Raw genomic sequence first — 18,273 nt, 5'->3', positions numbered from 1 at the left:
GGACTTCGAACGTAAAAATTCGATAGTACGGATATGCTCAGACCCACATCAATAACGCCAGAAAACGTCCTGCAGCTTTCGTGTGCAATGCTCTCGGGTGAGCGCAAGCATCATCAGGATCCGGGCCTTGTGCGCAGGCTGATCGTCAGTTACCAGCCAGTCGTATAGGTCATCGGGCTGGGCGGCATTACGGATGACTACGCCTCCTCCCGTGCGCGAACCGCGAACCACGTGGATGCCGCGCTTTCTCGCCTCGACCAGAGAAGCGACGATCGAAACCGCCACATTGCCGTTCCCTGTTGCAGCATAGATGACCGCCTTTACGCCTGAGTCGAGTATGGCGCGTACTATCGCGTCGTTCATGCCGCCATGCGCGTAGACGACGCCGACATGGGGCAGCGCTTCGATCTCGTTGATCGACCATTCGCTGTCCACCGTATGGGGACGTGCCGGCAGCCGGTAAAAGACCGGCTTGCCTTCGACGACAAATCCCAAGGGTCCGTAAGGCGACTTGAACGCGTCCTGCTTGAAGGTATTCGTCTTGACGACGTCGCGCGCTGTGTGGATCTCGTCGTTCGAGACGACCAACGTGCCTTTGCCGTGTGCAAGCCGGCTCGCAGCCACGACTATCGCGTTGTACAGGTTGAGCGGTCCGTCCGAGCTTAGGGCGGACGGCGGACGCATGGCACCGACCACGACAACCGGCTTTGGGCTCTTGAGCGTCAGATGGAGGAAATAAGCCGTTTCATCGATAGTGTCGGTGCCATGCGTGACCACGATGCCGTCAATGTCGTCACGTTCCAGGAGCGACGCAATGCGCTTTCCCAACTGCAGCAGTTGCACGTTGCCGAAATTCTCGGAACCAACCTGAAATAGCTGTTCAGTCGTGATGTCGGCTAGCGAATCCGCGACTGGCAGATCAGCTAGGATGTCGTCGATAGACAGCACCGAACAATCATATGCCGAGGTGTTGACCGGCGAGGCGCCTCGACCTGCGATCGTTCCGCCCGTGCCAATCAGTACGATCCTCGCTTTCTGTCGCGCAGCCGCTGCGGTATCGCGCGTCATGGGTGTGCGCTCAGGTTGAACATCGAGCAATCGAAGGCCGTGGGGCGTTGCGCGATCAGATCGTCCAGTAACTGCGCGCACCCCGTCGCGAGTGTGAAACCGAGCGCGCCCTGCCCGACGTTGAGCCACAGATTCTTGATCGGCGTCGAGCCAACGATAGGCATTCCACCTGGCGTAGCGGGTCTTGATCCGGCCCATTCATCGGCGGCGGCATAGTCACCAGCCCGCGGGAAGACCGCCTCCGACTCAAGGCGTAACATATCAAGCCGACGACGGTTAAGCGCATTTGAATAACCCGCTAAATCAGCCATTCCCGCCACGCGCATGCGCCCATCCAGCCTCGCGTATACGACCTTGCGGGCGAAATCCGTCACGCTGATACGGGGTGCAATACCGCCGGACCTGATTGGAACCGTCAGGCTATATCCTTTCAACGGGTACACCGGCACATCGATACCAGCCGGCCTCAACAACTTCGTACTGCCGCAACCCAACGCAACGACGATCTGTTCACCGGGCAATCTGCGTGCCCCGGCCCACGCTTCGACACGTCCGCCCGGCGCGTGCTTCAACGCGCTGACATCGGCTGAAAATTCGAAGACCACGCCGCGCCCGCGCAGCAACTTTTCGAGGCTCAAACAGAATCGATAGCAATCCGCCGTGTCTTCGCTGGCGGTGTAGATGCCGCCGGCGATCTCGTGACGAATGGATTCCAGCGCGGGCTCAATGCGAACGCATGCTTCCCGGTCGAGCGGCAGCTGCTCGCAGCCGAGCGTGCGCTGGAACTCCAGCAAACCCAGCGCCGACCCGAACGCTTTCGCATCCCGATGCATGACCAGCTTGCCGGAACGGGCATAGTCGAAATCAAGCAATGGTTCGTTGTCCACCAGCTTGTGCATCAGCGAACGGCTGAGAAAAGACAGTGCAAGCAAGTGCCGCGTCGATTGCAAACTTCTCTGACGCGTGCACGCCCTCAAGAACTGGAAACACCAGCGCCATAAGGCAGGGTCCGCAGACGGACGAAAACGCATTGGCGAGTCGTGGCGCATCAGCCAGCCAGGAATCTTCGACAGGACACCCGGACCGGCGAGCGGCGCAACGTAGCTGTACGAAAGTTGCGCGCCGTTTGCATAGCTCGTTTCCAGGCCGACTTGCGAACGGCGGTCGACAACTGTCACGTGATGACCCGACGCATTCAGGTAATAAGCGGTTGTCAAGCCGATCACGCCGGCGCCTAGAACAGTGATTTCCATGATGCTCACATTTTCACTACGGTGAGGAGCGTCTGCTTGCCGCCTTTGTAGTCATACAAGGAGATGGCGCCCTGCTTCAGATCGCCATGTGCGTCGAACTGTGTGCGTCCCAGCACGCCTACGAAGTCCGCACCCGGCATCGACGCAAGAATGTCCGCGGCTTTGACCGAGCGGGCGCGCTTCATTGCATCGACGATGATATACACCGCGTCGTAGGCGAACGGCGCGTTGAGTTGCACATGCTGATGAAACCGGGCTTCATAGCGCTGCTCGAAAGCGGGACCATCCGGCATTTTCTCGAGCGGCATGCCGGCGATCGAGCACACGACGTTATCGGCAGCTTCGCCTGCGAGTTTCGCGAGCGAATCGGCGCACAAGCCGTCGCCACCCAGCACGCGGGCGCCGATCGCAAGCTGGCGCGCCTGTTTCGCGAACGGGCCTCCCGTGGCGTCCATTCCGCCATACATGATGATGTCCGGATGTTCGCCCTTGACCTTGGTGAGGATCGAACGGAAGTCGACCGCCTTGTCGTTGGTCGCATCGTGCGAGAGGACCGTCAGACCCAGCACCTTCGCCTGCTTTTCGAACTCGTTGGCAAGCCCCTGACCGTAAGCGGTTGCGTCGTCCACGATCGCGACTGACTTCGCCCCGAGCGTTTTCTTCGCGTAATCGGCCAGTGCCGGGCCCTGCTGTGCATCGGTTGCAACTACCCTGTAAGCGGTCTTGAATCCTTGCTGTGTGTAGATCGGATTCGTAGCCGAAGGAGAGATCTCGACGATACCCGCATCGCTATAAATTTTCGAAGCCGGAATCGTGGTTCCCGAATTCATATGCCCGACAACGGCGACAACCTTGTCATCGACGAGCTTCTGCGCGATCTGCGTTCCCTGGCGCGGGTCAGACGCGTCGTCCTGTGCATCCAGTTCGAGCGTCACTTTTTGGCCGCCGATCACAAGTCCCTTTGCATTGATCTCCTCTACCGCGAGACGGGCGCCGTTTTCGGTGTCCTTGCCCCATTCGGCATTCGCGCCGGTCAACGGCGCCGCATGTCCAATTTTGACAACTTCATCTGCAAACGCGCTGGCAGAGCCGAGCACGATCAGGCTTGCTCCAATTCGGGCAAACAGACTGCCGGGATTTCTGGTCGACATGAGACTCTCCTGTTTTATTGCATGGCTTTGAAGGTATCGCCGCGGTGCTCGGCTGGAATCGACGGGGACGTTCGACAGGACTGACTTTAGGATCGATAAAATCGCTGGCATTGCACCAAACCGCAAGAAAATAGAAGAAACGCGACACGCCGGCCGGACTCGTTCGCCGGCTCTTATACTTGGGTTCATCAGCGGCTTGAGGGAAGGTCATGGGTACAGAGAGAACACCGTCCGATGGCCGGGAACTTGTCGACCGGCTCGACCGCGCCTGTTTGAAGCGCGACACCCATCCTTCCCGGGCGGGCGCCGAACTGAATATCGGTTTTTTACTTTGGCCCAGCTTCCCGTTGCTCTCACTAGCCGGTTTCTGCGACGCATTGCGCCATGCTGCGGACCTTGGTGACCAGAGCAGGCCTTTACGATGCACATGGACGCTGCTCGGCACGTCCGCTACAACCGTGGAAGCGAGTTGCGGCGTGGCCGTGCCCGTCCAGGCGGTAGACGGGTCGCCGCGTCAATTCGATTACCTCGTCGTGATCGGCGGGCTGCTGCCTAAACTCGAACAGGTCGACCGGCGCTACTGGGACTATTTGCGCGAGGCGGATGCCAGCGGCGTGCCGTTGATCGGCATGTGTACCGGCAGTTTTGTACTGGCGCACGCCGGCCTGATGCAAGGCCGCGTGGCGTGCGTCCATGCGTTCCATCTTGAAGACTACAAAACGATGTTCCCGAACACGCCGGTCGTCGCCAATTCAGACTATTTGATCGATGGCAACCGCATCACATGCGCCGGCGGGGTCTCTGTCCTTGAACTGGCAACGCGTCTGATCAGCCTGCATTGCGGCCCGGACAGGGCCTCCAAGGTGATCCATCAAATGACGGTCAGCCGTCTGGGCGGCACGTCGTTCGTGGAACGCCGCAAGGCGTTAGGCTATCTGGCGGTAGGTGATTTGCTGGTGCGGCACGCGATCGTGCTGATGGAAGAAAACCTGGAGGCGCCGCTCAATATCACGGTGATCGCGAAGATGGCCGGGACTAGCGTCAGGCAACTCGAGCGCAACTTCCTGACAGAAACAGGGATGTCGCCGAAGGAGTTTTATCGGACGATGCGACTGCGCTACGCGCGCTGGCTGCTGCTCAACACGACGAAGCGCATCACGGTAATCGCTTACGAATGTGGCTTCGCTGACTCCGCGCATTTTATTCGCGGCTTTAAAGAGATTTATGGCGTGACACCGGGCAAGCTGAAGGCTTCTCTGGAAGCGCGTTTGTCCTGAGGCAAACACGCAGCGATGCGTCTATTGAGCCAGGATATCAACAACTATCAAACTTAAGAACTGGCGGCACCACGGCGGACGTCCCGAGCCGATTTCCAGCCAATAAAAAACCCGCAGAGCTTATCGCCATGCGGGTTCTAGATACTTCTCTGCACTTCTTCAGGCTGCCTTGGACGTCTTGCAAAACGGTGGTGGGTGCTGAGAGGCTCGAACTCCCGACCTACGCCTTGTAAGGGCGCCGCTCTACCAACTGAGCTAAGCACCCCGCTTCGCAAACTTCGCAATACCGCGTGGGTTTCTGCCGGGTTTAAACTGGTTTAAACCGTTCCGTACCCAGCGAGTCCGCTAGTTTAGCGCATCTTTTAGTGCTTTGCCAGCCCGAAATTTAGGAACCTTTGCGGCCTTGATCTTGATCGCGTCGCCCGTTCGGGGATTGCGGCCCGTGCGTGCCGTGCGCTTGCCGACCGCGAACGTTCCGAAGCCCACAAGCGTCACCGAACCGCCCTTTTCCAGCGTAGTCTTCACGCCGCCGATCACCGCTTCGAGCGCCCGTCCGGCTGCTGCCTTCGATATATCCGCCTGCTGCGCGATATGGTCGATCAATTCCGTCTTGTTCATTGTGATCCCCCGAAAATGGTTTGTGATTGGGCGATGCAAAAGAGCGATTCACTGCTTTGAGCACAGGCCGTGAGCCATATATGCGGCGGTCATTAGAAGTAGCCGAAACACGCGTGTCAACCGGGATTGAGCCTGATCCCGCCCACCATTCTCCATCTCGGGCGCGCAACAAAAAACCCGCGGGGGGCACCCGCGGGTTTCGACTTTCTCAACCGGCAACCAACCTCAATGCTTAACGAAGTCACCCGTTGCCGGCGCGTCCTTCTTGTCGGCCACGGCCGGCGTTGCAGGCTTCGCTTCTTCCTCCGGCAATGCCGCGGGGACACGTTCGAGCGCAAGCTCGAGCACCTTGTCGATCCAGCGAACCGGAACGATTTCGATCGCGTTCTTCACGTTGTCCGGAATCTCGGCGAGATCCTTCGTGTTTTCCTCGGGGATCAGCACGAGCTTGATGCCACCGCGATGCGCCGCGAGCAACTTCTCCTTCAATCCACCGATAGGCAACACTTCGCCACGCAACGTGATTTCGCCGGTCATCGCCACATCAGCGCGAACGGGAATGCCGGTGAGCACGGACACGAGCGCCGTCGTCATCGCAATACCGGCGGACGGACCATCCTTCGGAGTCGCGCCTTCAGGCACGTGGATGTGGATGTCCTTCTTCTCGAACGCTTCATCCGATACACCCAGACGACGCGAACGCGAACGCACCACCGAACGTGCAGCCTCGACCGATTCCTTCATCACGTCGCCAAGCGAACCCGTGCGGATGATATTGCCCTTACCCGGCATGACTGCAGCTTCAATGGTCAGCAAATCGCCGCCCACTTCCGTCCACGCGAGACCCGTTACCTGACCGACCTGGTTCTCCTTCGCGGCCAGACCAAAGTCGGTCTTGCGCACGCCGAGGAACGTATCGAGATTGCTGCCGTCGACCTTGACCGCGCCATCTGCCTTCTTCAGCAGAAGCATCTTCACGACCTTGCGGCAGATCTTCGACATTTCGCGTTCGAGCGAACGAACGCCGGCTTCACGCGTGTAGTAACGAATGATGTCGCGGATTGCTTCTTCCGTGAGATCCATCTCGCCCGGCTTCAGGCCATTGTTGCGCGTTTGCTTCGGCAACAGGTACTTCTGCGCGATGTTGACCTTCTCGTCCTCGGTGTAACCCGAGAGGCGAATCACTTCCATCCGGTCGAGCAACGGCGGCGGGATGTTCAGCGAGTTCGACGTCGCCACGAACATCACGTCCGACAAGTCGAAGTCCACTTCAATGTAGTGATCGGCAAACGTATGGTTCTGTTCCGGATCGAGCACTTCGAGCAAAGCGGAAGCCGGGTCGCCGCGGAAATCCATGCCCATCTTGTCGACTTCGTCGAGCAGGAAAAGCGGATTGCGCACGCCGACTTTCGCAAGGCTTTGCAGAATCTTGCCGGGCATCGAACCAATGTACGTGCGACGGTGACCGCGAATCTCGGACTCGTCGTGCACGCCGCCGAGCGCCATACGCACGAACTTGCGGTTCGTTGCACGAGCGATCGACTGACCCAGCGAGGTCTTGCCGACGCCCGGAGGCCCGACGAGACACAGGATAGGCGCCTTGACCTTCTCTACACGCTGTTGGACCGCAAGATACTCGAGGATCCGTTCCTTGACCTTCTCCAGGCCAAAGTGATCTTCATCGAGTACGCGTTCCGCATTCGAGAGGTCATTGTTGACCTTGCTCTTCTTGCGCCACGGCAAACCAATCAACGTATCGATGTAATTGCGCACGACAGTCGCTTCAGCCGACATCGGCGACATCAGCTTGAGCTTCTTCAGCTCGGCGTCGGCCTTCTTCTTGGCTTCCTTCGGCATGCGTGCGTTGGTGATGCGTTTCTCGAGCTCCTCGAGATCTGCACCTTCCTCGCCTTCGCCGAGTTCCTTCTGGATCGCCTTGACCTGTTCGTTCAGGTAGTACTCGCGCTGGCTCTTCTCCATCTGACGCTTCACGCGACCACGGATACGCTTTTCGACCTGAAGGATGTCGATTTCGGCTTCGAGCTGCGCAAGCAGATGTTCGAGGCGCTCGACGACCGGGAGCATCTCAAGAATGTGCTGCTTCTGGTCGAGCTTCAACGGCAGATGCGCCGCGATGGTATCGGCCAGACGACCCGCTTCATCGATACCCGACAGTGACGTCAGGATCTCGGGAGGGATCTTCTTGTTGAGCTTCACGTACTGATCGAACTGCGACACGATCGCGCGGCGCAACGCTTCGGTTTCCGCGCTGTCGGCATGGTCGGGTTCGAGCGGCATCACGTCGCAGGAAAATTGCGTTTCCTGTTCTTCGATCGTGAGCGTCTTCGCGCGCTGCAAACCTTCCACGAGCACCTTAACGGTACCGTCGGGAAGCTTCAGCATTTGCAGGATGTTTGCGATACATCCCACTTCGTACATGTCTTTTTCGGTCGGCTCGTCTTTGGCGGCGGTTTTCTGTGCAACAAGCATGATGTGCTTGCCGCCTTCCATCGCAGCTTCGAGGGCCTTGATCGATTTGGGTCGTCCGACAAAGAGCGGAATCACCATGTGCGGGAAAACGACTACGTCACGCAGCGGGAGCAGCGGGAGCGTAATGCGTTCCTGCGGGAGGAGTTGGGTTCCTGACATTTTCATTTCCCCAGTAGTGGAATCAGTTCAGTCGTAAATAAGGCCGTCAAAATGGATTGCAAGCCTTAAGCGTGTGGGAAAAGATCAGTGAATCGAAAAAATTCGCCTCAGTAACGTGTCAGTAACGTCCACAAGATATCCGAAAAATAAACAAAAAGCCGTTCACGTTGCCATGAACGGCTTTTCGCCGACACACAGCCCAACTTTAGTTAGAACCTGCTACCTTCGGTGTATCTTCATAAATCAACAGCGGCTTGCCGTCGCCGTCGATTGTGTTGTCGTCCACGATAACCTTGCTTACGCCCTTCATGGTCGGCAACTCGTACATCACATCCAGCAACGCCTGTTCCAGAATGGAGCGCAAACCACGCGCGCCCGTCTTGCGGCGGATTGCCTTGAGCGCAATCGCCTGCAACGCGGCGGGACGAATCTCCAGATCCACCCGTTCCATGTTGAACAGCTTGTGATACTGCTTCACCAGCGCGTTCTTCGGCTCGGTCAAGATCTTGATCAGCGCATCTTCGTCCAGCTTGCCGAGCGTGGCGACCACCGGCAAACGGCCGATCAGCTCAGGAATCAAACCGAACTTGATCAGGTCTTCCGGTTCCACTTCGCGCAGCACTTCGCCCGCGTCGCGATCAACCTTGCTCTTTACGCTAGCACCAAACCCGATGCCTGTCTTTTCCGTGCGGTCGATAATGACCTTTTCCAGGCCATCGAACGCGCCGCCGCAAATAAACAGGATGTTGGTGGTGTCGACCTGGATGAAATCCTGGTTCGGGTGCTTGCGCCCGCCCTGTGGCGGCACTGAAGCCATCGTGCCTTCAACAAGCTTCAGCAGCGCTTGCTGGACGCCTTCGCCCGACACGTCGCGCGTGATGGACGGGTTATCCGACTTGCGGCTGATCTTGTCGATTTCGTCGATGTAGACAATCCCGCGCTGGGCCTTGTCGACTTCGTAGTTACAGTTCTGCAGCAGCTTCTGAATAATGTTCTCGACGTCCTCGCCTACATAACCCGCTTCCGTGAGCGTGGTTGCGTCTGCGATAACGAACGGAACGTTCAGCATGCGCGCGAGCGTTTGCGCGAGCAGCGTCTTGCCCGAACCCGTGGGTCCGATCAGCAGAATGTTGCTCTTTGACAACTCGATATCGTCTTTCTTCTCGAGATGCTTGAGACGCTTGTAGTGGTTATAGACCGCCACAGCAAGAATGCGCTTCGCGCGGTCCTGACCGATCACGTACTGGTTCAGGATTTCGCTGATTTCCTGCGGACTCGGCAAATCTGATTTCGTCAGGCCGGCCTCTTCCGCCGCGCCCGCTGCCTCGTCGCGAATGATTTCGTTGCACAAGTCGATGCATTCATCGCAGATGAATACGGAAGGACCGGCAATCAGCTTCTTGACCTCGTGCTGGCTCTTGCCGCAGAACGAGCAATACAACAGCTTTTCGCTGTTCGAACCTTTCTTGTCCGCCATGGATGTGTGAGCCTCCGGACACTCGATTACATAATACGCCGCTCAATTCACCCGCGCAGAAACGGCACGTGCACCAGGTGAAAGCGTGTGTGGCGTGTGCTTTAACGCCATTTCGCGCGTCGGCTCCAGCATGGTGTGCCGGGCTTCCTTGCTGCGTTGCCGCTGCGAATCAGACCGCTGCACAGCACTGATCCGCAACGCCTACTTAATGAAACAGTCGGCTGGACCGGTCATTCCCGAGTCCGGCGCGTTACAACTCAGGGACGCTTGTGAAGAACCTGGTCGACAAGACCGTAAGCCTGCGCGTCATCGCCCGACATGAAATTGTCGCGGTCGGTGTCGCGCGCGAGACGCTCCACCGGCTGGCCGGTATGGTGCGACAGCAACTGATTCAGACGTTCCTTCAGGTACAGGATTTCCCGCGCCTGAATTTCGATATCCGATGCCTGCCCACGCGCGCCGCCAAGCGGCTGGTGAATCATCACGCGTGCATTCGGGAGCGCCACGCGCTTGCCCTTGGCGCCTGCTGCCAACAGGAAAGCGCCCATGCTTGCGGCGAGGCCCATGCACAGCGTGGCGACGTCGGGCTTCACGAACTGCATGGTGTCGTAGATCGCCATGCCAGCCGATACCGAACCGCCCGGGCTGTTGATGTACAGGCTGATGTCCTTGTCAGGATTTTCGCTTTCGAGGAACAGCAACTGCGCGACAACCAGGTTGGCCGTCTGGTCGTTCACTTCCCCGACCAGGAACACGACACGTTCTTTCAGCAGGCGCGAGTAGATGTCATAGGCACGTTCGCCGCGGCCGCTAGTTTCGACAACCATCGGCACCAGACCCAGCGCCTTGGTTTCGAAATCATGCGGCGCGTTTGACGCGAGCGAGTCCAGTAATTGAGCGCGATAGGTCATGCAATTTCCTTGTTCGGAATAGGGATACTGAACGACAAGCAACATCCTTGGATAAGGCCAAACACGGTGACTTGCAATGACTTGCAAACCCGGCGCCGAAAACGTCGATCCTGCACAAACGCAAAAAAGGCGTGCCGGCCCGTCACCCCGACGGCCCTGCACGCCTTTCCGACGCTGCTTACGCTTGCGCCGTCGCGCTGGCCAACTCTTCGAAGCTTACTTCCTTGTCCTTCACTCGTGCCTTGCCGAGCACGAATTCGACGACGTTGCTTTCCACGACGTACGCTTCCATCTCGGCGAGGCGCTGCTGGTTCGAATAATACCAGCGGACGACTTCCTTCGGGTCCTCGTAGCTTTTCGCGAATTCGTCGACTTCAGCACGGATCTGTTCCGGCTTTGCCTGCAGGTCGTTTGCCTTGACCAGTTCGGCCAGAACCAGGCCCAGCTTGACGCGGCGTTCAGCCTGTTCCACGAACATTTCTGCGGGGATCGGCGCGTCGGCTGCGTTCGGCACGCCGCGCTGTTGCAGATCCTGACGCGCCATTTCCACCAGACGTTCCTGATCCTGCTCGACCAACGCCTTCGGCACGTCGAGTTCGGAGATCTTCAGCAGCGCGTCCATGACCTGATTTTTCACGATTTGCTGCGTGCGGCGCTTGGCTTCGCGCTCCAGGTTGTCCTTGATCTCGCCGCGCATCTTGGTGATGTCGCCATCTTCCACGCCGAGCGACTTGGCAAAGTCAGCGTCGATTTCCGGCAGATGCGGCCATTCGATCTTCTTCATGGTGATCGTGAACTGAGCCGTCTTGCCGGCCACGTCCTTGCCGTGATAATCGTCCGGGAACTTCAGGTCGAATTCCTTCGACTCGCCTACCTTCAGGCCGAGCGCCGCGGTTTCGAATTCCGGCAACATGCGGCCTTCGCCCAGCACGAAGGTGAAATCTTCGGCGCTGCCGCCTTCGAACAGCACGCCGTCCAGCTTGCCGACGAAGTCCATGGTCACTCGATCGCCGTCCTTGGCCGCCGTGTCCGCACCGCCGTCACCGTGCTCGCCACCTTCGCCGCGAGCGTGGAAGTGAACGCGCTGCTTGCGCAGGATTTCAAGCGTGCGGTCGATCTCGGCTTCCGAGATGGTCGTCACCGTACGCTCGATTTCGGCCGTCGCGACGTCGCCGACCTTCACTTCCGGGTACACCTCGAACGTGGCGTCGAACGCATAGTCTTGAGCGACCTCGCCTTCAGCCACCTTCGGTGCGAAGCTCGGCTGGCCTGCAACGCGCAGGTTTTCCGTGCGCGTGACGTCGAAGAATTCCTTGCCGACCTTGTCGCTCAGCACTTCGGCTTCGACCTGGCCCTGGTACTGCTGCGTGACCATCTTGAGCGGCACCTTGCCCGGGCGGAACCCTGGCATGCGCACGTTCTTCGCCAACTGACGAATACGCGAGTCCACTTCCTTTTGCACCGTATCTTTCGGCAGGGAGATCGTCACACGGCGTTCGAGCTTGCCGAGGTTTTCAACAACGTTAGCCATGGCTTCTATCGTCCTAGAGTAAATCGAGTATTCGGGTTCGTGTATCGGGTCAATTCTTGTTCGATCTCGCGCCGCGTAAGGCGCTCGGCGTCTCGCGGTTCCTGAATGCGGCTCCTGAAATGCCAGCGGCTCGCAGAAGCGTTCAGCAAGCCGGACAGGAAACCGCTAATTCAACCGCTTGTGCAACCGTTCACGCCGGTTTGAGTCAACAGAGCCAAACATTTTACCAAACTATTTGCAAGCATCACGCCGGTTCGGGACTCGGGGGTGCAAATACCGTCGAAACGGACCTGTTTTCGCGGTTTTTAGGTGGGTTTCTCAAGTAGGACGCGCCGCTGCGGGCACGTTTTGAATCCGCGCGCACTGGTGGCTTACGCCGCTCTCCCGCAGCCCTTCCATTTCCCGTGCGCATTGGAAGCATGCGCTGGATGCATAAGGTTTGATTAATTCGGGCCGTGCCGATAGATTTCAGGCAAATTCCATAACACGAGACAACATGCCCTCCATCCATTCCTCCACGCCCCCCGTCGTCGTCATCGCGCCCGATTCATTTAAGGGGTCGCTTAGCGCGGAACAGGTCGCCGAAGCGATCGCAGGCGGCATTCGCCGCGCCCGTGCCGATGCCGTGATCCGTATCGTTCCCATGGCCGATGGCGGCGAAGGTACGCTCGACGCCATGCTGGCCGCCGGTGGCGAGCGGCGCCTCTTCAACGTGCGCGGGGCGTCGTCGAAACGGCGCGATGCCGCGACGGGCCTCCTCGCCGATGGCAGCGCGATCGTGGAGACGGCGGAAGTCGTGGGCATCACGGACCCCGACGGCATGGCCGTGCCAGTTGCGGAACGCAGCACGCTCGGCATGGGCGAATCAATCCGCACGCTGCTGGATCTCGGCGTGCGCAAGTTCTATGTGGCGCTTGGCGGCAGCAGCACGAACGACGGCGGCGCCGGGCTGCTCGTGGGTCTCGGCCTGAAACTCTTCGATGTGGACGGCAACACGCTCGAACCCGTGCCTTCGCAGTTGGCGCGAATTGCGCGCATCGATGCAACGGGGCTCGATCCGCGTGTGTATGCGGCCGAATTCACCGGCATGTCCGATGTGAACAATCCGCTCACCGGCGAGCACGGCGCAACGGCGATCTTCGGCCCGCAAAAAGGCGTGACGCCCGAGCAGATCGCGGGCATCGATGCTGTCCTCGCCCATTTCGCCGATGTCCTGGAGCCTGCGCTCAAGCTCGAAGCACGCGATAAACCCGGCGCCGGCGCGGCAGGCGGCCTTGGTTTTGCGCTGCACATGCTGGGCGCGCGCTTCGAGGCGGGCGCGGAAGTGGTCGCGCGGGAAGTGGGTCTCGATGCCGCGCTCGAGGGCGCCGACTGGCTCATCACCGGCGAAGGACGCTCCGACGTACAGACGCTGCACGGCAAGGCGCCGTTCATCGCGTGCCAGCATGCGCGAGCGTTTGGCGTGGAGGCCTCGTTGCTGTCGGGCGCGATCGATCCGGCGGCGTTGCCGCGTTTATCGGAATATTTCAGCGGCTGCTTTTCGCCCGCCCCCGGTCCGATCACGCTGGAAATCGCCATCCGCGACGCCGCCACATTGCTCGCCAATGAAGCAGAGCAACTGGCGCGGCTGAAGTTCGGACCGAAGCCGTCCTGATCATCGCGTGCTGGCGATTCTTCCGGGACTGAACAGCACGCGATCCGAAAGCCACACGATCAGCATCGTCAACCCCATCAGCGGGAAAACGATGCCAAGCGCCGTCAAGCCGATCGCCCACGCGCGCATCGGCGGGTGCAACGCCGGCCGCGCCGGTGCACCTACCGCCCGGCCAGGCTTGCGCCTGCGCCACATCACGAAACCGCTCACGGTCATGGCGGCGAGCCCGAGCGAGATTGCCGAGGCGAGCAATTGATTCGCCACGCCAAAATAGCGGCCCATGTGCAGCGAAGTGCCATACGAAATCCACTGCGCCACACGTCCGTAATCACCGTAAGCGATGTCCGAGAGAATCCGGCCGCTGTATCGGTCGATATGAAGCGTGCGTTCGTCTTGCGGATTCGCGGGAAAGTAGGAGACGGTGTACACGCCCTGTGGCGTGGTGGGCAACGCAATGTCGTAGCCGTCTTTCACCCCCGCCTGCGCTGCAATGCCGATCACCTGATCGAGCGCAATCGTGGAATGCGTTGCATCGGCGGCGCTGTCTGGTACATGCGTTGCGCCGACCGCCCAGGGCGTTTGCGGTAACGGCAGGTCGTCCATCTTCATGCCGGCCATCGATGGATCGGCCATGTTCATCGTCGGTGCGGGGGTTGCGGAATGTACGTGCGCCTTGCCCCACGCGCCCTTAGGGTATCCGAGTTGTGCCGACGTCGCGAGCGCCTTGAACTGCTTGCCCCACGTGCTCGACCACGGCAGGCCGCTCAGCACGAAGAACAATGCGCCGAGTGCGAGCCATGCACCACCGACCGCATGCAACTCCCGCCACCAAGCACGGCCTTTCACTGACGACAAACGCGGTACGAAACGGCCGTTCTTCTGTTGCGCTTTCGGCCACCATAACGCCACGCCCGTAGCAATCATCACGAGCGTCCAGCAGCCGGCAAGCTCCATCACGATTTCGCCGGTCTTGCCCAGCAGCAAGCCGCGATGAATATTGCGGACCTGCTTCGTCAACCGGTTCTCGACGCTCAACCGTCCCAGCACTGCGCCGTTATACGGATCGATATAAACGCTTTCACTCCCGCCCGATCGAAGCCTGAAAACGAACTCGGCGCTGCGGCGAGGATTGTTGTTGACGACGACGGTCGTCGGCGTTGCATCGCGCGGCTCGGCGGCGGTGGCTTTCGCAAGCAACACCTGCTGGCTCATACGCGGTTCGGCGCGGGCGCTGACGGTCATCCGGTCGTGATACAGCAACGGTTCGATCTGCGGCTGGAAGCAATACAGCGTGCCGGTGATCGCAAGCACCAGCAAGAGCGGCATGACAAACAAGCCGGCATAAAAATGCCAGCGCCAGAGCAGACGATGCCGCGCGAGCGCGCGGGCATCGGAAAGAGAAGCGGATTGCATGTGAGTTGTCCTTTTAAGGTGCCTAGATCCCGATACGCCCTTCGACATAAACCGTCCGGCCCGCATACGGATGGAACACGTAATAGCGATGATCGAAGAGGTTATCGACGCCGATTCCAAGCTCGGTCCGCTTGGTCGGCCGGAAGGTGAACTTGGCGTCCACGACGGTGTACGTGCTGGTCCCGCCGTAGGTGTTCGGGTTCGTATCGGTGTTGGTCAGCGTGTTGTACTCGCGGCCCGAATAGCGCGCGGCGAGAGTGATTGCGCTCTGGCTCGTCGCACGCCACGTCGCGGCGACGTTCGCGCGCCACAACGGAATCCGATAAAAATATTTGCCCACTGACGCCGGATTGCCGCTGTTCGCGATGATCTTCGACTGCGTGTAGGACACGCCCGCCGTCAGATCCAGGCCATGGATCAGCACGTCCTGCCCTTCGTAACTCGTCTCGATGCCGCGCGAGCGCACCTTGTCGATATTCTGGAAGTTGGTGATGTTCGGTATCACTGTGGTGTTCGTCTGGCTGAACAAGGTGTTCTTCACATCGTCCTGGAAGAGCGTGAACCGATACACCCCGTTGCCGTGTTGCCACTCGGCCGTCAGCTCCTTCGAGAGATCGTCCTCGGGCTTGAGGTTCGGGTTGTTATTGACGATCGACAAACCCGTGATCTGCCCTTGAAACAACTCGCCGACGGTGGGAAACCTGTAGGCGCGTCCTATCGATGCACGCAGCAAAAGATCTTGCGTGGCATCGAAGGAAAGCGACGCCTTGGGAGACCAGTGGCTCTGGCTGACTTCACCGTAGTCGAGCGATGTCGCGCCGATCGCCCGCGAGCCGTCGTACGCATTCCAGTTCTCGTAACGCGCGCCGTAGGTGAATTTCCAGCGCGGCAGGAAACGCCACGCGTCTTGCGCGTAGACGGCTTGCGTTTGCGTGCGTCCGCCGAATGCATTGGCGAACGATGTCCCGCCTCCGTCGCGCCACGCGGCCGTGTTGTAGGTTTCGTTGTCGAGGAAATAGTCGTCGTAGTGGTAACCGAACGACAGCCAGTGGGCAGCGAGCCCTGCCGTCGGCGATTCGGGCGTCCATGTCGTGCGCAGGTCGAGTGTCTTCCAGCCGGTGCCGTCGCCGAAAGCGATCGTGCCTGGACCGTTACCCGGCACGCCTGAGTTCGCCGTGCGCGCAATGCTCTGCGTGATGTCGAAATAAGACGCCACCGCTTCGGCATTCCAGCCCGTTGCATTGCGCGTTCTCAGCGATAACCCGTACAGGAAGTTCTCGCTCGAACCCTGGCTCGGCGCAAACGTCGCGGCGGGAACGTTGTATTCGTAACCGCCTATATTCACAAGGCCGCTATACACGGGGTTGCCGGCGGCATCGCGGAGAAACGACTGGGTGTCGCTGTTGTATTTTTGATGCCAGTAGCCGAGCGTGAAGCCGGCTTGCAACGTCGGCGTGAAGTCGTATGCAAGTTTCAGCTTGAACTGATCCTGGAAGGTCCGCTCGATGCCTTCGGCCGTTACGCCCAAAACTGCGGTTCGCGCGTTGTTCTGGTCGTTGTAGAAGAGCGCGCCGGTAACTGGCCGATCGGTCGTGCGAGCCGGAACATTCGATGCCGCGAGCGTCGCGAATTGCAGCGGCTGCCCGGTGTTTTCCAGATGATTGACGCCGATGAGCCAGGAGAGGTTGCCGTTTTTCTCGCCGATGGTCGCCGACGAATTCGTCCCGTTGAAACTGCGGTTCACGCCGAACAAATCGAAATGCTGGCTGAACGCCTGGACGTGGGCGTCGGCTTCGAATTTTTGCGGCATGCGTGTGGTGATCGCGACCGTCGCGCCGATCGAGTTGCCCGGATACAGCGCGGAATATGGGCCGTAGATCACATCGGTGCGGTCGATGTTGTCGGTGAAGACCATCGACCAGCGCGGCGCGAAGGTGAACGTGTTGCCGAGGAAATTGCTGAGCAAAAGGCCGTCGGCGTAGACGAGACCGCGCGCCGTTTGCGAATTGCTCGTGCCGCGTACGGCGATGGGCGAGTTCACGTCGCCTATGAAGCGCTTGCGCACCGCCATGTTCGGCACGTATTTCAGCACGTCTTCGGCCGTCACCACGTTCCAGTATTGCGACTGTTCGGCGGTGACCGTTGCGGTCGTGGAAGGCAGGTCCGGATCGAGCGGCGAACGTGCAGGCGAGCTTGCCGAGCTGGTGACGACCACGGGTGCGAGCTGCACGGCACCGGTTTCGCGGCGTTCGGCCGATGGCGATTCCGGTGTGACGGGAGGCGCAGCGAGTGCAAATGCGGGCGCCATCAGCGAAATCGGCAAGCACGCATGGCGATGAAAACTGAACGCGCGCGAACGCACGGCGGCTCGGCGGCCGGAAGGCTGCCGAGCTCGCTTGAGGAGCTTGAGCATCTGAAAAATTCCTGAATGAGTGGACGAGAAGCCGGCCGGACGCACGCGCTCAACCGGCGCGCAAGGTCACGGCAAACGGTCTCTGACGACGGACTTCAGGAAACGACGGGAGGCGCGCGTGGCGACGCGGCGTTGAACGACTTGACGTGTACAGCGCGAACGGCCGGCTCGGCGGCAAGCCGCGTAACGCGTTCGATGCGCACGAGCGCCGCAGCCGGGGCCGAGGCCAGCGGCACGTTGTGCGCGAGCAGTCCGCAATACGAGCAGGCATCGAACGCGTCGCCGGACATGTGATGGCCGGCGTGTTCTTCCCCTTGGGCTTGCACATTCAACCCGTTCGGAACGGGCGATGCGGCCTGGGTTTGACCTCGGGTGTCGACGGAACACAGCGCCTCGAGGAGATCAAAGCGGGCTTCGCGCGAGGCCAGCGTCTGGCTGATCACCGGCGCGACAATGGCAAGCCACATGGCGGCAATGCCGAGCCATGCAACGAAGCGATTGCGCGAAGTGCGGTTCATCGATGTAAAAGTTGTCGAAGTGGACACAAACGAGAATGAGTTGCGATTGTAGGCAGGTCGTTCGCGCGATGCAATGCGGATTGTGGCGCCGCAGGGCCGTGCTTGAAACGCCGTACTGCAGACATTGGTCATCGATTCAGTTAGAATGCCCGGCTCAGTGGCGTGCGTACTCGTAGCGCGCGTAGCGCGTGCCACCAGAACAGATACGCGTGAGTGGCGAAATTGGTAGACGCACCAGGTTTAGGTCCTGACGGCAGCAATGTCGTGTCGGTTCGAGTCCGACCTCACGCACCAGGCTGAAAAACAAAGCCCCGCAGCGAAAGCTGCGGGGCTTTGTCGT

At 59.7% G+C, this 18,273-nt stretch carries 13 protein-coding genes and 2 tRNA genes; 3 read left to right on the top strand and 12 right to left on the bottom strand.

From position 1 onward, the window contains the following. Positions 1-48: 48 nt before the first annotated feature. Genes AXG89_RS12975 through AXG89_RS12965 form a run of 3 tightly spaced genes read right to left on the bottom strand, consistent with a single transcriptional unit; the run spans position 49 to position 3,472 of the window. Positions 49-1,068 carry an asparaginase gene (locus tag AXG89_RS12975; protein ID WP_062169879.1) on the bottom strand — a complete coding sequence of 340 codons (1,020 nt, stop codon included), beginning with the start codon at positions 1,066-1,068 and terminating at the stop codon, positions 49-51. Continuing rightward, the gene (locus AXG89_RS12970; protein WP_062170583.1) at positions 1,065-2,321 is read right to left on the bottom strand and encodes a D-amino acid dehydrogenase; all 1,257 of its coding nucleotides are present in this window, start codon (positions 2,319-2,321) and stop codon (positions 1,065-1,067) included. The genes AXG89_RS12975 and AXG89_RS12970 overlap by 4 nt, the downstream gene beginning before the upstream one ends. A 5-nt stretch (positions 2,322-2,326) precedes the next feature. Next, positions 2,327-3,472 carry a branched-chain amino acid ABC transporter substrate-binding protein gene (locus AXG89_RS12965; protein WP_061999295.1) on the bottom strand — a complete coding sequence of 382 codons (1,146 nt, stop codon included), beginning with the start codon at positions 3,470-3,472 and terminating at the stop codon, positions 2,327-2,329. Positions 3,473-3,681: 209 nt separating this feature from the next. Between AXG89_RS12965 and AXG89_RS12960 the strand changes: the two genes are divergently transcribed. After that, positions 3,682-4,749: a GlxA family transcriptional regulator gene (locus tag AXG89_RS12960; RefSeq protein WP_062169878.1), complete on the top strand. Its 1,068-nt coding sequence runs from the start codon at positions 3,682-3,684 to the stop codon at positions 4,747-4,749. A gap of 189 nt (positions 4,750-4,938) precedes the next feature. Here the strand turns inward: AXG89_RS12960 and AXG89_RS12955 are convergent. From AXG89_RS12955 to tig, 6 genes are all read right to left on the bottom strand, one after another. After that, positions 4,939-5,014, bottom strand: a tRNA-Val gene (locus AXG89_RS12955). An 80-nt stretch (positions 5,015-5,094) separates the two neighbouring features. Next, complete coding sequence (locus AXG89_RS12950; RefSeq protein ID WP_056353185.1) at positions 5,095-5,367, bottom strand: HU family DNA-binding protein; 273 nt, start codon at positions 5,365-5,367, stop codon at positions 5,095-5,097. Positions 5,368-5,592: 225 nt separating this feature from the next. Further along, the gene (gene lon / locus AXG89_RS12945) at positions 5,593-8,016 is read right to left on the bottom strand and encodes an endopeptidase La (protein WP_062000830.1); all 2,424 of its coding nucleotides are present in this window, start codon (positions 8,014-8,016) and stop codon (positions 5,593-5,595) included. 205 nt (positions 8,017-8,221) lie between these two features. After that, complete coding sequence (gene clpX / locus AXG89_RS12940) at positions 8,222-9,493, bottom strand: ATP-dependent Clp protease ATP-binding subunit ClpX (RefSeq protein ID WP_056353183.1); 1,272 nt, start codon at positions 9,491-9,493, stop codon at positions 8,222-8,224. Positions 9,494-9,750: 257 nt separating this feature from the next. Continuing rightward, complete coding sequence (clpP, locus tag AXG89_RS12935) at positions 9,751-10,404, bottom strand: ATP-dependent Clp endopeptidase proteolytic subunit ClpP (RefSeq protein ID WP_056353750.1); 654 nt, start codon at positions 10,402-10,404, stop codon at positions 9,751-9,753. A gap of 178 nt (positions 10,405-10,582) precedes the next feature. Continuing rightward, the gene (gene tig / locus AXG89_RS12930) at positions 10,583-11,935 is read right to left on the bottom strand and encodes a trigger factor (RefSeq protein ID WP_061999293.1); all 1,353 of its coding nucleotides are present in this window, start codon (positions 11,933-11,935) and stop codon (positions 10,583-10,585) included. 496 nt (positions 11,936-12,431) lie between these two features. On the opposite strand from tig, the gene AXG89_RS12925 reads away from it, so the two are divergent. Then, entirely contained in the window at positions 12,432-13,589 is a 1,158-nt protein-coding gene (locus AXG89_RS12925; protein ID WP_062169877.1) for a glycerate kinase, read from the top strand. Here the strand turns inward: AXG89_RS12925 and AXG89_RS12920 are convergent, their stop codons facing one another. From AXG89_RS12920 to AXG89_RS12910, 3 genes are all read right to left on the bottom strand, one after another. Further along, entirely contained in the window at positions 13,590-15,002 is a 1,413-nt protein-coding gene (locus AXG89_RS12920; RefSeq protein ID WP_062169876.1) for a PepSY-associated TM helix domain-containing protein, read from the bottom strand. A gap of 22 nt (positions 15,003-15,024) precedes the next feature. After that, positions 15,025-17,415, bottom strand: a complete 2,391-nt coding sequence (locus tag AXG89_RS12915) for a TonB-dependent receptor (protein ID WP_082771414.1) — start codon at positions 17,413-17,415, stop codon at positions 15,025-15,027. Between the two features lie 95 nt (positions 17,416-17,510). After that, on the bottom strand, positions 17,511-17,933 hold the full coding sequence (locus tag AXG89_RS12910) for a DUF2946 domain-containing protein (RefSeq protein WP_062170579.1): 423 nt from the start codon (positions 17,931-17,933) through the stop codon (positions 17,511-17,513). A 207-nt stretch (positions 17,934-18,140) separates the two neighbouring features. Between AXG89_RS12910 and AXG89_RS12905 the strand changes: the two genes are divergently transcribed. Continuing rightward, positions 18,141-18,227 (top strand) — tRNA-Leu (locus AXG89_RS12905). Positions 18,228-18,273 lie beyond the last annotated feature (46 nt).

The organism is Burkholderia sp. PAMC 26561 (assembly GCF_001557535.2).
Lineage (GTDB): Bacteria > Pseudomonadota > Gammaproteobacteria > Burkholderiales > Burkholderiaceae > Caballeronia.
Note: the sequence above shows the minus strand (reverse complement) of the source record. Positions and strands in the feature narration are given on the sequence as shown.

Coding starts and splice junctions, on each gene's coding strand:
- lon (WP_062000830.1), bottom strand. CDS start 8,016: ATGTCAGGAACCCAACTCCTCCCGCAGGAACGCATTACGCTCCCGCTG.
- tig (WP_061999293.1), bottom strand. CDS start 11,935: ATGGCTAACGTTGTTGAAAACCTCGGCAAGCTCGAACGCCGTGTGACG.
- AXG89_RS12910 (WP_062170579.1), bottom strand. CDS start 17,933: ATGAACCGCACTTCGCGCAATCGCTTCGTTGCATGGCTCGGCATTGCC.
- AXG89_RS12970 (WP_062170583.1), bottom strand. CDS start 2,321: ATGGAAATCACTGTTCTAGGCGCCGGCGTGATCGGCTTGACAACCGCT.
- AXG89_RS12960 (WP_062169878.1), top strand. CDS start 3,682: ATGGGTACAGAGAGAACACCGTCCGATGGCCGGGAACTTGTCGACCGG.
- AXG89_RS12915 (WP_082771414.1), bottom strand. CDS start 17,415: ATGCTCAAGCTCCTCAAGCGAGCTCGGCAGCCTTCCGGCCGCCGAGCC.
- AXG89_RS12950 (WP_056353185.1), bottom strand. CDS start 5,367: ATGAACAAGACGGAATTGATCGACCATATCGCGCAGCAGGCGGATATA.
- clpP (WP_056353750.1), bottom strand. CDS start 10,404: ATGACCTATCGCGCTCAATTACTGGACTCGCTCGCGTCAAACGCGCCG.
- AXG89_RS12975 (WP_062169879.1), bottom strand. CDS start 1,068: ATGACGCGCGATACCGCAGCGGCTGCGCGACAGAAAGCGAGGATCGTA.
- clpX (WP_056353183.1), bottom strand. CDS start 9,493: ATGGCGGACAAGAAAGGTTCGAACAGCGAAAAGCTGTTGTATTGCTCG.
- AXG89_RS12925 (WP_062169877.1), top strand. CDS start 12,432: ATGCCCTCCATCCATTCCTCCACGCCCCCCGTCGTCGTCATCGCGCCC.
- AXG89_RS12920 (WP_062169876.1), bottom strand. CDS start 15,002: ATGCAATCCGCTTCTCTTTCCGATGCCCGCGCGCTCGCGCGGCATCGT.
- AXG89_RS12965 (WP_061999295.1), bottom strand. CDS start 3,472: ATGTCGACCAGAAATCCCGGCAGTCTGTTTGCCCGAATTGGAGCAAGC.